Origin of the sequence: Avibacterium sp. 20-126, assembly GCF_044358625.1 — a bacterium.
GTDB lineage: Bacteria > Pseudomonadota > Gammaproteobacteria > Enterobacterales > Pasteurellaceae > Avibacterium.
This window is the reverse complement of sequence record NZ_CP091457.1, coordinates 1,216,031-1,230,160: the sequence shown is the minus strand read 5'-3', so window position 1 is coordinate 1,230,160 and position 14,130 is coordinate 1,216,031. Positions and strand designations below refer to the sequence as shown.

Sequence of the window (14,130 nt, the reverse complement as noted above, 5' to 3'; positions counted from 1 at the left end):
CTTAAAGAAGTTAAAAACTGAAAATATCGCATAACAAAACCCCCGCATCCCATTTTTTATGATAAAATTCGCGCCTATTTCCCATAACATTAAACAATAGGATAGATTATGAAAGTATTAGAAGGCACGATTGCCGCACCAAATGCGAAAGTTGCGGTGGTAATTGCACGTTTTAACAGTTTTATCAACGAAAGTTTATTAGAAGGTGCATTAGATGCGTTAAAACGTATTGGGCAAGTTAAAGATGATAATATCACTTTAGTGCGCGCTCCCGGTGCTTATGAATTACCTTTAGTTGCTCGTCGCTTAGCAGAAAGCAAAAAATATGATGCGATTGTTGCATTAGGTACTGTGATTCGTGGTGGTACAGCGCATTTTGAATATGTTGCAGGTGAAGCGAGCAGTGGGCTAGGACAAGTGGCTATGCAGGCAGAGATCCCTGTGGCGTTTGGTGTTTTAACAACGGAAAATATTGAACAAGCCATTGAACGTGCAGGCACTAAAGCGGGTAATAAAGGTGCAGAAGCGGCTTTAGTTGCTTTAGAGATGGTGAATCTATTGGCTCAAATTGATAACGCATAATGGCTGAATTTGTGATGAATGATAAAGTAAAGAAACCAAGCCAACGTCGTCGCGCAAGAGAATGTGCTGTGCAAGCATTATATTCTTGGGATATTTCACAAAATCCTATTGATGAAGTGGAATTAGCTTTTGTTACCGAACAGGATATGCAAGGCGTGGATATGCCTTATTTCCGCAAATTATTACGTCAAACAGCCGAAAATATTGATACGGTGGAAGCCGCAATGACGGCTTATTTGGATCGTAGCCTTGAGGAATTAGATCCCATTGAGCGTGCGATTTTGCGTTTAGCCGTGTATGAGCTGAAATTTGAACGAGATGTGCCTTATAAAGTGGTGATTAATGAGGCGATTGAAGTAGCAAAAGTTTTTGGTGCGGATGACAGCCACCGCTATGTGAATGGGGTATTGGATAAAGTCGCCCCAGCGTTATCACGTAAATAATTATTTCATGGAAGGGTTGTAATGAGTGAAGGTGAATTTGACTTAATTAAGCGTTATTTTACAGCCTCTAAGCGCCCTTCTCGTAAAGATGTCATTCTGGCTATTGGCGATGATTGTGCCATTACTGAACATCGGCAAAATCAACGTATTGCCATTACAACGGATACGATGGTAGAAAATACCCATTTTCTGCCCTCTATCTCTCCCGCTGATCTTGCCTATAAAGCTGTCGCAACAAATTTGAGTGATTTGGCGGCAATGGGCGCTGAACCAGCTTGGTTTTCTCTTGCATTAACACTCCCTCATATTAATCATTCGTGGTTACAGGCATTTAGCCAAAGTTTCTTTGAAATCCTTGATCATTATAATGTTGATCTGATCGGTGGTGATACCACCAAAGGTGCTTTACACGTGATTAGCATTACCGCACAAGGGATTATTCCCAAAGGGAAAGCATTATGTCGCCATAGTGCCAATGTGGGTGATTGGATTTATGTATCAGGTACACTTGGTGATAGTGCTGGTGGGTTATCATTATTACTCAATTCGTCTAATGCGCTGAGAAATCAAAGTGCGGTGCAAAATTTGTCTAATTCTGAACAGGATTATTTAATTAAGCGTCATCTTCGTCCCACACCAAGAGTGTTACTTGGGTTAGAATTGGCGGTATCATCGCTTGCGAGTTCAGCCATTGATATTTCCGACGGTTTAATCGCTGATCTTGGGCATATTTTAGCGCGTAGTCAATGTAGTGCGGTGATCAATGTGGATAAACTTCCTTTGTCTGAAGCATTAATTAATACGTTTGGTTTAACTAAAGCGGAGCAATTTGCCTTAACTGGAGGGGAAGATTATGAACTCTGTTTTACTGTGCCAGATGATTTGCGTGCAAAATTAGATCAACACTTAAGTCATATTGGCGTGAATTACACTTGCATTGGACAATTACGTGCTTTGCGTCCGGCTAACAAAAAATCCATTCAACTTCTACGCCATGGCGTAGAAGTGGCAATGCCACAGAGCTTAGGTTTCGATCATTTTAAATAAAAGATTATGCAAAAAATTCAACAAGATCCACGTCATTCTCTGCGATTAACAAACCCAATTCACTTGCTTGCCGTTGGGTTTGGTTCAGGTTTGCTTCGTCCCGCCCCCGGAACTTGGGGAAGTTTAGCCGCCACATTAATCGGTGCGGCACTTTTGCAGGTAATGCCGTTAAAAATCTTTCTTTTTTTCACCGCACTGTGTTTTATTGCAGGTTGCGTTATTTGCCAGAAAACTGCTGATGATATGGGCGTACACGATCACGGTGCGATAGTATGGGACGAATTTGTTGGTATTTTTATGGTGCTTGCTGTGTTACCAGAAATCAATGTGCTATGGTGTACAATAGGTTTTGCCGTATTTCGTGTTTTCGATATTTTAAAACCTTATCCTATCCGCTATTTTGATCGTAAGTTGCAAAGCGGCTTTGGCATTATGATTGATGATGTACTGGCAGCAATTTATAGCATTATCGCAATACATCTTTGTTTATCTGTTATTATGGAGAGTCTTATTTAATGTGGACCGTATTATTCGTTAATCTTGTTGGTTTACTTAGCCCAGGGCCAGATTTCTTTTATGTAAGTCGCAAAGCGGCCAGTGAAAGTCAGCGTAATGCGATTGCAGGCGCAATAGGTATTGGATTCGGTATTTTATTTTGGGCGACTTTAGTTATTTTTGGGCTAGCTATAATTAATCGAACCAATTACCTCGTACAGTATATTATTATGTGTTTAGGAGGAGGCTATTTAGCTTATTGTGGTATCAAGATGTTGCAAGTAACGAAAAATGCACAGCTAGCTACGCTAAAACCACATCAAGAAATACATCACCCTATTTCACGTGAAATTATGAAAGGATTATTGATCAATCTGAGCAATGCTAAAGTGATCGTTTTTTTTAGTAGTGTGATGTCAGGCTTTATGGCAAGCATATCAAATAATACAGAAATTATGTTGATCATTCTCCTATTAGCCTTGGAAAGTGTGCTTTATTTTATCTTAATTGCATTTTTCTTTTCGCGTAAAATCGTTCGTGATTTTTATAATCGCTACAATCGTTATATTGACAATTTTGCGGGAATTGTTTTCCTCTTTTTCGGTGGTGAACTGATTTATTCGGGCTTAACCACCATTATTGAACTCACCTTGTAACAGGAGTAGAAAATGACATTAAAAATTGCCGTGGTAGGGGCTGGTGGCCGTATGGGACGCCAATTAATTCAGGCCGTACATAACGCAGAAGGCGTAGAATTAGGTGCAGCGTTTGAACGCAAAGGTTCATCATTAGTCGGAACAGATGCAGGTGAATTGGCGGGAATTGGACAACTTGGCGTGAAAGTATCTGATGATTTAAATGCAGAAAAAGATCATTTTGATGTAATGATTGACTTTACACGCCCAGAAGGAACCTTAGAGCATCTTGCGTTTTGCCTTGCTCATCAGAAAAAAATGGTGATTGGAACGACAGGATTTGACGATGCAGGGAAACAGGCTATTAACAAAGCCGCGGAGCAAATTGCGATTGTCTTTGCCTCTAATTATAGTGTCGGGGTTAATTTAGTCTTTAAATTACTTGAAAAAGCCGCCAAAGTGATGGGTGATTATTGTGATATTGAAATTATCGAAGCCCATCACCGCCACAAAGTGGACGCACCATCAGGCACAGCGTTATCAATGGGGGAACATATTGCGAAAACCTTGGGGCGTGATCTCAAAACTCACGGCGTATTTTGCCGTGAAGGGATTACAGGTGAGCGTAAACGTGATGAAATCGGCTTTTCTACAATTCGTGCCAGTGATGTTGTCGGCGAACATAGTGTGTGGTTTGCAGATATTGGTGAACGTGTAGAAATTTCTCACAAAGCCTCAAGCCGAATGACTTTTGCTAATGGAGCAGTGCGCGCCGCAAAATGGCTTGCTGGTAAAGAACAGGGCTTGTTTGATATGACAGATGTGCTAAGTCTGAATGAACTCTAACCCTCGTTGATTTAAAAGTGCGGTGAGAATTTTCCAAATTTTCGGTATTATGTAGCAGTTGCACAAAGACTTAACTGCTGAAAATTTTTAAAATCCTCATTATCTTAACAGAAATGAGGATTTTTTTATGGCTGGAAGTCACTTAGTTTCTCAATTGTCTAAATTGATTGAGAATAATTATAAAGAAAAAGCAATTATTCGCTATCAGATGGAACAACTTACTCAACAATCCAAATTGATTGATGAACAAATAGAATCATTTGAAAAGTCACTTTGTTATATCGATCCAACGTTTGATATACGACAACTTAAAAATGATTATACAAAAGTAAAAATAAGTATTCCTGCATTCGATGGTAGTATTCACTACTTACTTTCTCAAATTTTCAAGAGTAATAACCAATGGCGAAATTTACACTCGATTACCAGTGATGCTCTAAGATTAGATAAAGGCTTACTATCAAGCGTACAAAGCTTAGTAACTCGAAAACATCTCAGTGCGGTTGGGAATGTTATTCGTAAGCTTTATAAGAAAGGAATAATAGAAAGAAGGGATTGCCATTTGCATGGCAATATTAAAAAGCGTGGTTTGTTTCAACGTTCAGAATGGCGGTTAAATCCTCGAGCTAGTTTGATTGATTAAATTACTATAAGTAGCTCAAAAAATAAGATTAAACAAACATTAAAATCAATGAAATATAATAAAATAGCGGTATTCCACCGCTATTTTTACTATCTAGCTGAAGTCAGTGATAGGAAAATTGGTATGAGAACTATGAAATCCCATAGATGATATTCTTACGTTAGGGATAGTAGGAAATTTATTAGTAAGTCGGTCTAATTTATCAAGCCATTTGTAATTTTGACTAAACTGACTAACTAAAAACCATAAAACCGCAATTCTACTAAACACTCTTTTTGGATCATATATTGGTAACTTATCAAAATAAGATGTAGCTTTTTTATACCTTTTAAATCTAGATTCAGAACCTGTTGGTATTACTATATCTGAACTAAATAGCCGATTCCATACCCTGTTGTGGTGAGCTGCGCAATTTCTTAAATAATTGAGCTGTTGAAGCCAATTTCCAAAAGTTGCTCTATCTATATTAAAATATTTAACAATCGTATCTTGATGAGTTTTATCTAATAATGAATAATACTTGGACAAGCTACCGAAATCCCAAACATTGACAATTACCCAAAATGGAATTGGCTTTCCTTGATTTACATAATGTAAAATAAAGTCATCTTGGCTTCTTTTAACTTTTTTATCTAAATCAGCTAACCACTGTTGGTGGCGTGATCGTTGGCTTTTATCAATAAAATAAGCATATTGGTAAGCTAAAGGATCTATTCTGCCTAATTCGTGAGCAATTATATTTCGAATATGAATTTCAATTCTTTCAATAATATCTAACAATAGTATTCGTAGTTTCTTATCAAAAATATATAATTCACAAATAGATTCAAAATATGTTCCTGATATAAAATCTTCCGTTAAGATATTCCCAGATTGCTGTCTAGCTACGTACCAAAATCCCGACAAACGATAATATCCAATTTGGGATAATTTTTTTAGTGCGTATGTTTTATCTTTAAATTTCATCTTTCTTTGATTTAATAAAGAAAGCATTTCATTGTATTCGCAAAATGGTTTTGTAAGACTCATTGAAGCCGAAAAGGAATTGTTGAATTGTATTAGAGTAAGGGGGTGACTTGATTAACAAGTAGAATGTAAAATACAAACCCTGCTTCAGAGGTCCCCCACGATTGGGGCAACATTCTACGCACATATAAGACGCAAGTCAAGGCTTTTATTGTTTTTATAATATAAAAAAACAATTATCCCTTCCACAGCCAATACACATCTCTACGGCTAACTTGTGTACGAGTAATTAAACCATCTCCGTAAAATTTGTTAAGCTGTTTACGAACGGAATCACGATGTTTCTCAGAGGGTGTATCGTTGTTATTTTCTATCACAAAAAGGCGTTGCGTAATCTCTGCGATAGTAAAAGGTGTTTCAGGATTATCACGCATCATCTGCAGAATATGTTTACGGATTTGCCCTTTAAATAATTTGAACCTACGACGATAAACAAAATTTTCAGTATCAAATACGGATGGGTCATTTTCAGCCAATGTAATTTCAATTGCTCGGTTTAGTGTTGCAATTTTCTCATCAACTAGCGCAAGATGTTGTAGGACTTGTTTTCGTTCAAATTCAAGCTCTTTCAGTTTTTCTTTAAGATTGTAAGCCATTATTGCCAAATCCTCTCTTGTACAACGTGCTTACGTTGCCAGTAACCACACCATTCATTATTTTCATTCGATGTATTCAAGCATTTAGTTAATACATCATTAAATTGAGTACCATTTGACTGCCTACGATTATCTTCACGGTAGGCTATTTCATTCGCATAGTTCAGTAGATAGGTATTTCCCATTTTATGCACTTGTCCGTAATACATGCGTTTAAAACGTGCAAACAGGCTTTCTGCTTGGTTGTTAGTAATCCCTTCATCACTACGATATTCATTCTTGTGGTTTACGCTACGTACATCATAATGAGCAATCAATGAGCCGTAGGCATTACTTTCATCGGTGTTGATACGACTGTTTTTCTCAATATGATTATTCGCAATACCTTGAATCGATGATTGCGTTTCAGAAAGCGCAATAAATACTTGAGAGCGTTTTGCACCACGATAGAGTTGATTATCTTCTTTCTCTTGCTCAGTGTAATGCTCACGAGCCACGATGATACAACGCTTGTCAGGGCTTTGATTTTCTTTCAAGCGGTAATCAATACGGTCAGTTTTCTTGTTTGCTTTGCGTGGTGCAGGATGAACGTAAGTACCGTCCATATCTATTTCACCTGAGAGCTTTTCCATATCACGATGTTCAAGCAAGGCTTTACGCAACTTATGTGCTAACACAAAAGCAGTACGATAGTTTACATTGGTATCACGTGAAAGCTGACAAGCAGAAATCCCTTTCACTGCATTCACAAATAATGCAATGGCATAGAGATAGGTTTGAATCGGTAATTTATGATTAGCAAAAATCGTACCTGAAGTAACACTAAAGGTATGTTTGCAATGCTTACACCGCCATTGCTTACGAGTAGAAATGAAATAAGCTTTATGCTTAACCCCACACTTCGGACACACAACATCTTCTTTGCTTCCCCAACGAATTTCGCATAGCAAATTGAACGCCTCGTCGTCAGATAGTCTTGCTATCTTGATCGGCGAAAGCGTACGAGCTTTGCTAGTGAGAAGGAAATGTTGTGCCATGGGATTTCTTTGTAATCAAATAGAGAATACGATAAAATATGCCCAAAAGGGTAACTTGATGTTTCTTAATATACTCTTTTGTGCATAACTTGTCAATAGGAAAATACCCAAATGAACATAAGCGATAGATTGAAACAGGTAATGGATGCTAAAAATCTGAATATCAAAGCATTCTCGGAAGCATCAGAAATACCTTATCGTTCGGTACAAAACTACTTGAGAGAAGAAAGAGAGCCTAATGTAGATGCTTTACTGAAAGTGAGTCGCTCTTTGAATGTGAATATCAATTGGTTATTAACAGGTGAAGGGGAAATGTTTCTATCCTCTATCGGTATATCTCAACAGGAAGAAGAATTATTAGCTGATTATCGTGCAATGCCTGAAAACCTGAAGGAAGCCTTTTCTATTTCATTTAAACAAATTTCCGGAAAGAAATAAAATTATAATTGTTACTATACTATAAGGATAAAAAATGACCCCACAAAACAAGCTAACTACTTCATTTACACCTTCCAATTTTATTTTGGGAGGTTTCTAATGAATTTCTCTGAATTAAAAGCCAAATTTGATGAAGAAAATAAAAATACTGTTGAATACGAGTGTTTTCTTCCAGTCCACTTAACGCATAATAAAAAACTACCTTCCAAAAATCTGATCATTCAAGCAATGAAGAGTTTTATAAATGGCAGTTTTTATACTCATTGGTAAATTCTGGTCTTGTTGCAAAAGATTATATTGGGACAGAAATTCATTTTCCAAAAGGAAATAAGTCGTCTGTGCCAATAAAAATTGATGGTGCAATTTTTGATGATAAAGAATGGTATGAGCACTATAAAAATTATCATAAAAATAGCAATATGGATAGTTTGGAGTGGTTAAGAGATCATTTAATTGTCGCCATAGAGTTTAAAAAAGAACATAGTAAAAATATCTCTGAGGTGTGGGACAAACAACTAAAAGCTTATCTGAGAGAAAGCAATCGAAAATTCTGTTTGGGGATCTTATACGATACAGGTAGATTGTATTTGTTTAAAAAGCAAAATGGTAAATTCTTACGTTTTAGTGATGAATATAACACAAAAGGAGAGGATAGTAAGACCAAAGATCTTTGCTTACAATTACCTGACTCTTATTTGCACATTCCTAATTTTCAATATTTATTAGATATTGAAAATGCAAAAGAAAAGGATTTATCAAATCGCACAATTTTTGACTTAGATATTATTTCAGGCGTTCATTCAACTCAAATTAATGATGTAATGAGTAATGTTCTAAGGGCAATGGATAAAGTAGGACTAACAAACCAACGTGGTTTTGAGATTTTGATTCAAATTTTGTCTTTGAAAATCTTTGATGAAAAACGTAACGAAAAGAACCAAAATCGCTCTTTAGATTTTTATATTTCTAAGAATGAAAAAACTTACAGCACATTAGCAGATGAAAATCTGCAAGCTTTTATCCATAGAATAGACAAATTAAGAGAATCTGCATCGGGAGAATATTTCCGAATCTTAGAAAATAATGCCTTTGATAATAAAAATGAAAATCATATTAAAGTGCTTATTGAAATTGTTTCACAATTTCAAGATTATTCTTTTGTGCGCTCACATAAAACAGATCTCTACCAATTAGTTTTTTATAAATTTGCTACACCATTTTCAAAAGATCAAAATGCTCAATTTGTAACACCGCTACCCTTGATTGATTTTCTTGTGAAAATTGTTAACCCTAGAAATGGTGAAACGGTGATAGATCCAACAGTCGGAATTGCAGATTTTCTATCCGTATCTTATGTGAATTCCAATAGTAAATTAGACGATGGTAACATCTTCGGTATGGATATTGATGAGCAAATGGTTATGCTTGCGACATTAAATATGCTATTAAATGGAGATGGTAATGCAACAATTGAAGCAAAATCAGGTTATGGCTCACTATTATCAAAATTTGACCATAAAGGAGATATTTTAGAACTTATTCCATCAATGAATAAAAATGGAAATTGGGATAATCGTCCTGATAAAAACAAATTGAAAAAATTTGATGTTGTTTTAACTAATCCTCCTTTTGGTGAAGATCGAGCGTTTACACCAAAAGATGATAAAGATAGAGCAATGATTGAATGCTATGAATTATGGAATTTGTATAGCAACAAAAGAGATATTAATGATGATGAAAATAAAAAAACTAAAAAACAAGCTAATAAGATTGATCTAGGGGTTGTTTTCCTTGAAAACGCTTACCGTATTTTAAAAGAAGGTGGCAGAATGGGAATTGTGTTATCTAATTCTATTGCAAGCATTGATAGCCATAAAATTGCTAGACAATGGCTAATGGAAAAAATGCGGATCGTTGCTATTTTTGATCTACCTGCAAATGTATTTGCGGAAACAGGTGTAAATACATCTATTATTGTTGCATATAAACCAACAAGTATAGAGCTTGAAAATTTAAAAATGCAAAATTATCAGGTATTTGCCAAAGATATTCAAAAAGTAGGATATGAAGTTAAAACAAGTAAGCGTGTTAAGCAATTTGTACCGACTTATAAAATTGATTACCAAACCTTTGAAATACAGATTGATAATGAAGGTAATCCAATGTTAGATGAAGACTTTACTCAAACAATTGATGATTTTAAAAAGTGGTGTGTATCGCAAGAACAAGCGTTACAAGATATGTTTATTAAGGATAAATAATTATGAGTAATTATATCCATACTCCCAAAATCATTAGCTACAATGATATTGCTAAATGTGGCTTTAGCTTATCATCATCACAGCATAAAAATTTTAAAATTGCCAATCAAAACTGCAAATTGGTTAAAGATTTTTTAGCTCATGATTTATCTCGTAACGATTTGGGTGTAGAAGTCGGTTCGGCAAATTATATTGGACAATCTAGCCACTACTTTTTACGTACAAAAGCCTTGCAATCTCATTCTTATCTGCCTGAAATTAGCTCTGAAACCGCATTACCCATTATGCCAAGTAGTTTTGTGAAAATGAATTTAAAGGCAGGAGATTTAATTATTTCTAAAGATAGTAATATTGGGGAAATTGTAATTTTAGATAAAGATTATCCTAATTATATGTTATCAGGTGCTTTATATAAATTACCTATAAAACAACATAAATATTATTTATTAGCAATGATTAAACATAATGTATTCCGCGAACAGTTAGATTTTATTGTACCTAAAGGGGCTACGATTCGTCATGCTAAAACATTATTTTTGGACTGTAAAATTCCTATACCTAATAATAATGTAGATAATGTGATTAAATTTGTAGAAAATTTAACCCAAGCAATCGTAAATAAACAGCGATTAATTAAAGAACGTTACCAAACCATTTTAACATTGATTGAAAACGAGTTGTTAAACAATCAAAAAGACAATCCGTTTTCTTTTAATTTACCAACAATTAAAGAGATTGAGGGGGTAAGTAGGTTGGATACTAATCTTTATCGTGAAAATTTTAAAAAACTAGTTTTTTTAATAAAAAATTATGTAAAAGGTTTTAAAACTATTCAAGAATTAGGGTTCTCACTTTCGCGCGGACAAAATTTGCAAATATCAAATATAGGAAATAGTATTTATAGTAAAAAGAAATATAAAAATTTTTACACTTTAATACTTCCCAAATTTATTTCTAAATATGGCACTGTGGATAGCATAGAATATTTAGGTAATGCAAAAAGTCTGAAAACGCTTAAGAAAGGAGATTTAATTTTTGGAGCAGAGGGTTTTGAAAAAGGGCGATCAATAGTAATTATTGAAGAACAGGAGAAAGTGATTACCAATATTCATGGCATTACAATACAGCAAAAAGAGCATGATGCTAATAAGGCAATATTTGTAAAATGTGTTTTAGATTATTTCAGAAATAAAGGAATAATTAACCTTTATGCAGTTGGTGGTAATGGTGGCAGTTTAGCACAAAAGTATTGGGACATAATTCCTTTCCCAAACTTCTCAATCGAAAAACAGCAAGAAATCACCAAACAGTATCATAATCCAACTGATTATGATGTAGAAAAAGCCACTTTAGATGATTTTCTTGCATTAGATAATGGGTTTAACAGTCAAGCTGGTATCTATGAATTAGATAAAACAGCTAAAATGTTAACAAATTTGTTAGACAAAACTATTGAGAATATCATTGATAATAAACCAGTTGACATTAAATTTAATTTAGAGGCTGCCCTAGATAACGATTAGAAAATTTATTTAGGGTAATATATCTAAATGAGAAAAGTCAGTTAATGTAAGCAAGATATTTTTAAAGCTCGCAGAAATGCGAGCTTTTTTCTTGATGAAATTCCAAGCAGTTGGATTTATATAGTATTGATTGGATTGATGCGTACAGAATGAAGATGAATAATGTACACTAATCTAAAAAATAGATTATAATTAAAATAGTGGGTAGTAAAACTCTTAACGTTTTGGCTTACCATTAAATTGCTTATGAATCAGTTTACCATTATCTAGCTAATAAGATGGCTAGTTATAAATCACAAATTTCTTTTGTGATTACCACCTGAGTTATTAACGTAATAACACAGCGTTTTCTTGTACGGTATTCAGAGATAGGCACTCTGAGCTGACTTGTTCTGACAAGTGGGCGATTTTTCGTGCCTAGCGAATACCTTGACTACAAGGAAGACGCTAATGACTCAACATTATTTACTCTCAAACAAATCAAGAACCTTAACACTGAAAGATATTTTCCGTTTAAGCGAAGATGAAGCCTTTCAAATTCTCAAAATCAACCGATGGGGCAATTCAGACGAAGTTGTCTGTCCGCATTGTGGTATTCGTCATAAAGCCTACTTTTTAGTATCTCGTAAACGCTGGTGCTGTAAGCATTGCCAACGTCATTTCTACATTACAACTAATACGGTATTTGCGTTCCATAAGCTTTCATTCGTAGATTTACTTGCCGCCATTATGATTTTTGTGAATGAAGTGAAAGGCGTTTCAGCAATTACTATGAGTCGTCATCTCAACATCAACTATAAAACTGCATTTGTGCTTTGCCATAAATTACGAGAAACCTTATTCAAAACTCGTGATTTATCCCCACTACAAGGTGAAGTGCATGAAGATGGTGCGTGGATTAACTTTACGATACGCCCAGCTAATTTTCGTAAAACTCGTAAAAAACAAATTGACCGAAAAACAAAATTTCCCAAATTCCGCCCAACTAAACGCTGTATTATTAGCTTAAATCAGCGTGCATCTAATGATGATAATTTATGGGGTTCAAACAGAACCATTGTCGCAATGGATTACACTGAAAAAGCCGAAACAGTGTTAGCCTTAAATCATCAATTTGTGAAACAAGGTAGTGACATTATGTGTGATGAAAATCCTGCGTATAACGATTTAGATTTCCACTATACACGTTGGACGGTTAATCATCAGGAATGCTATAGCTTGTTCGGTGCAAGCAATAATCTCGCTGAATCCTTTAACGCTCGATTTCGTGATTTACATCGTGGTGTACATCACAAATGCGATAATAAATACGCTCTACATTATGCTAATCAAGCAGGCTATATGTCTGATAATCGTCGTAAATCTAATGGGGATTTATTCAAAGATGTGTTGCAACGTTGCTTGTGGGTGTTACCACTTAAAGAATGGGTGGGCTACTGGCAAGGTAATCATCGTATGACGGAATTACTCGGTATGACGGCATTTAGTCCAGAAGAAATTTCTCAATCGTACTTCAAAAATATGAATGAAATAATGAAGTACGAGTTAGCAGCTTAGTTTTAACATCTAATCTTAGAAAAAAGCTTACCTTAAATAAGGTTAAGCGGATTAGTCACGTCGAAATTGAAGATATTTTAGGGAAAATCGGTTAAACTTAGGAAAGGAAAATGCCCTTAACTGGCTAAGGGCATTAAATTTTAACTGCGGTTCAGATTATTTTTCGGACTTTGTGCAACTGCTACATAATACCGCAAATTTTTGAAAAAGATACCGCACTTTATTTTATCCTGATGTCATTATCTAAATGGCGATAAAAATGGTTAAAAATACCGTCCAGTAAAGCCCACGCTGATTTTGAAATATGATTCTAATATTCTTCTTTGATAAGAAATGAAAATTACCCTATTAAAACAAAAAATCATTCTTGAACATCATAATGAAATGCCACTCTTACAAAAGCTAGAAATCAATGGCATTTATCCTGAATATCAATGCCGTTCTGGTTATTGCGGGGCTTGTCGTACAAAAATAAAAAAGGGTAACGTCCATTATAATGAGCCACCACTTGCTTTTGTGAATGAAGATGAAGTATTACTTTGCTGCTGCCAAGTAGAAAGCGATTTAGAGCTAGAGTTATAAAGTGCGGTGTTTTTTTTGCTTATTTATTTGCCAAAAGACTTAATGTTAAAAATGAAATTATCAAGGCATTGTTATTAGATGAAATGACACAAGGGCAAGCGTTGCGTAAATTACGCATAGAAATGCTTGGGGTGAATCAACAACAATATATGAAGATGGTGAAGGTTTCACGACAAACCCTTTCTAACATAGAAAATGATAAAGGAAATTACAGCGTTGAAACCATTAATCAAGTATTCAAACCTTTTGGATTTGAATTGGGATTAGTGCCGATTTCTAAAGATTTACTCACTAAAATGAGATCATAAGAAAAGGCTATATTAGGGTGTGTTGCTAACGGTTTAATAAGCCAAAATCCCCAAATCTTACAAAACTTTTTTAATTGGTTTGAGAATATTCCAGCTATTCTCTGTATAATT

General features: G+C 35.0%; 17 protein-coding genes. 14 read left to right on the top strand and 3 right to left on the bottom strand.

What is annotated here, in order from left to right:
• Window positions 1-108: 108 nt before the first annotated feature.
• The 7 genes from ribE to L4F91_RS05640 all read left to right on the top strand — a co-directional run bounded on the left by ribE (window position 109) and on the right by L4F91_RS05640 (window position 4,691).
• Entirely contained in the window at window positions 109-582 is a 474-nt protein-coding gene (gene ribE / locus L4F91_RS05670; protein ID WP_250350158.1) for a 6,7-dimethyl-8-ribityllumazine synthase, read from the top strand.
• A 14-nt stretch (window positions 583-596) separates the two neighbouring features.
• On the top strand, window positions 597-1,025 hold the full coding sequence (gene nusB / locus L4F91_RS05665) for a transcription antitermination factor NusB (protein WP_250351684.1): 429 nt from the start codon (window positions 597-599) through the stop codon (window positions 1,023-1,025).
• Between the two features lie 21 nt (window positions 1,026-1,046).
• Window positions 1,047-2,072, top strand: coding sequence for a thiamine-phosphate kinase (gene thiL / locus L4F91_RS05660; RefSeq protein WP_395895278.1), 1,026 nt, complete (start codon window positions 1,047-1,049; stop codon window positions 2,070-2,072).
• A gap of 6 nt (window positions 2,073-2,078) precedes the next feature.
• Complete coding sequence (locus L4F91_RS05655) at window positions 2,079-2,588, top strand: phosphatidylglycerophosphatase A (RefSeq protein ID WP_395895276.1); 510 nt, start codon at window positions 2,079-2,081, stop codon at window positions 2,586-2,588.
• Window positions 2,588-3,223 carry a LysE family transporter gene (locus tag L4F91_RS05650; protein WP_395895274.1) on the top strand — a complete coding sequence of 212 codons (636 nt, stop codon included), beginning with the start codon at window positions 2,588-2,590 and terminating at the stop codon, window positions 3,221-3,223. The genes L4F91_RS05655 and L4F91_RS05650 overlap by 1 nt, the downstream gene beginning before the upstream one ends.
• Window positions 3,224-3,235: 12 nt before the next feature.
• Complete coding sequence (gene dapB, locus L4F91_RS05645; RefSeq protein ID WP_250363083.1) at window positions 3,236-4,048, top strand: 4-hydroxy-tetrahydrodipicolinate reductase; 813 nt, start codon at window positions 3,236-3,238, stop codon at window positions 4,046-4,048.
• Between the two features lie 127 nt (window positions 4,049-4,175).
• Window positions 4,176-4,691, top strand: coding sequence for a hypothetical protein (locus tag L4F91_RS05640; RefSeq protein ID WP_395895272.1), 516 nt, complete (start codon window positions 4,176-4,178; stop codon window positions 4,689-4,691).
• A gap of 93 nt (window positions 4,692-4,784) precedes the next feature.
• On the opposite strand, the gene L4F91_RS05635 is transcribed toward L4F91_RS05640, so the two are convergent.
• The 3 genes from L4F91_RS05635 to L4F91_RS05625 all read right to left on the bottom strand — a co-directional run bounded on the left by L4F91_RS05635 (window position 4,785) and on the right by L4F91_RS05625 (window position 7,350).
• Window positions 4,785-5,720, bottom strand: a complete 936-nt coding sequence (locus L4F91_RS05635; protein ID WP_395895270.1) for an Abi family protein — start codon at window positions 5,718-5,720, stop codon at window positions 4,785-4,787.
• Window positions 5,721-5,893: 173 nt separating this feature from the next.
• Window positions 5,894-6,313: a hypothetical protein gene (locus L4F91_RS05630; protein ID WP_395895268.1), complete on the bottom strand. Its 420-nt coding sequence runs from the start codon at window positions 6,311-6,313 to the stop codon at window positions 5,894-5,896.
• Entirely contained in the window at window positions 6,313-7,350 is a 1,038-nt protein-coding gene (locus tag L4F91_RS05625; protein WP_395895266.1) for an IS1595 family transposase, read from the bottom strand. Before L4F91_RS05625 ends, L4F91_RS05630 begins: the two co-directional genes overlap by 1 nt.
• Before the next feature lie 111 nt (window positions 7,351-7,461).
• Here L4F91_RS05625 and L4F91_RS05620 point away from each other — a divergent pair, with 111 nt between their 5' ends.
• The 7 genes from L4F91_RS05620 (at window position 7,462) to L4F91_RS05590 (ending at window position 14,019) form a co-directional block, all read left to right on the top strand.
• Window positions 7,462-7,788, top strand: coding sequence for a helix-turn-helix domain-containing protein (locus L4F91_RS05620; RefSeq protein ID WP_395895264.1), 327 nt, complete (start codon window positions 7,462-7,464; stop codon window positions 7,786-7,788).
• Between the two features lie 99 nt (window positions 7,789-7,887).
• Window positions 7,888-8,058: a hypothetical protein gene (locus L4F91_RS05615; RefSeq protein ID WP_395895262.1), complete on the top strand. Its 171-nt coding sequence runs from the start codon at window positions 7,888-7,890 to the stop codon at window positions 8,056-8,058.
• On the top strand, window positions 8,052-10,049 hold the full coding sequence (locus tag L4F91_RS05610; protein WP_395895260.1) for a class I SAM-dependent DNA methyltransferase: 1,998 nt from the start codon (window positions 8,052-8,054) through the stop codon (window positions 10,047-10,049). The genes L4F91_RS05615 and L4F91_RS05610 overlap by 7 nt, the downstream gene beginning before the upstream one ends.
• A 2-nt stretch (window positions 10,050-10,051) precedes the next feature.
• Window positions 10,052-11,572 (top strand): hypothetical protein, encoded by a 1,521-nt coding sequence (locus L4F91_RS05605; protein ID WP_395895258.1) that lies wholly within the window; start codon window positions 10,052-10,054, stop codon window positions 11,570-11,572.
• A gap of 450 nt (window positions 11,573-12,022) precedes the next feature.
• The gene (locus L4F91_RS05600) at window positions 12,023-13,129 is read left to right on the top strand and encodes an IS1595 family transposase (protein WP_395895256.1); all 1,107 of its coding nucleotides are present in this window, start codon (window positions 12,023-12,025) and stop codon (window positions 13,127-13,129) included.
• Window positions 13,130-13,462: 333 nt separating this feature from the next.
• Window positions 13,463-13,711, top strand: coding sequence for a class I ribonucleotide reductase maintenance protein YfaE (gene yfaE, locus L4F91_RS05595; protein ID WP_250350163.1), 249 nt, complete (start codon window positions 13,463-13,465; stop codon window positions 13,709-13,711).
• Window positions 13,708-14,019, top strand: coding sequence for a helix-turn-helix domain-containing protein (locus L4F91_RS05590; RefSeq protein ID WP_395897829.1), 312 nt, complete (start codon window positions 13,708-13,710; stop codon window positions 14,017-14,019). The genes yfaE and L4F91_RS05590 overlap by 4 nt, the downstream gene beginning before the upstream one ends.
• Window positions 14,020-14,130 lie beyond the last annotated feature (111 nt).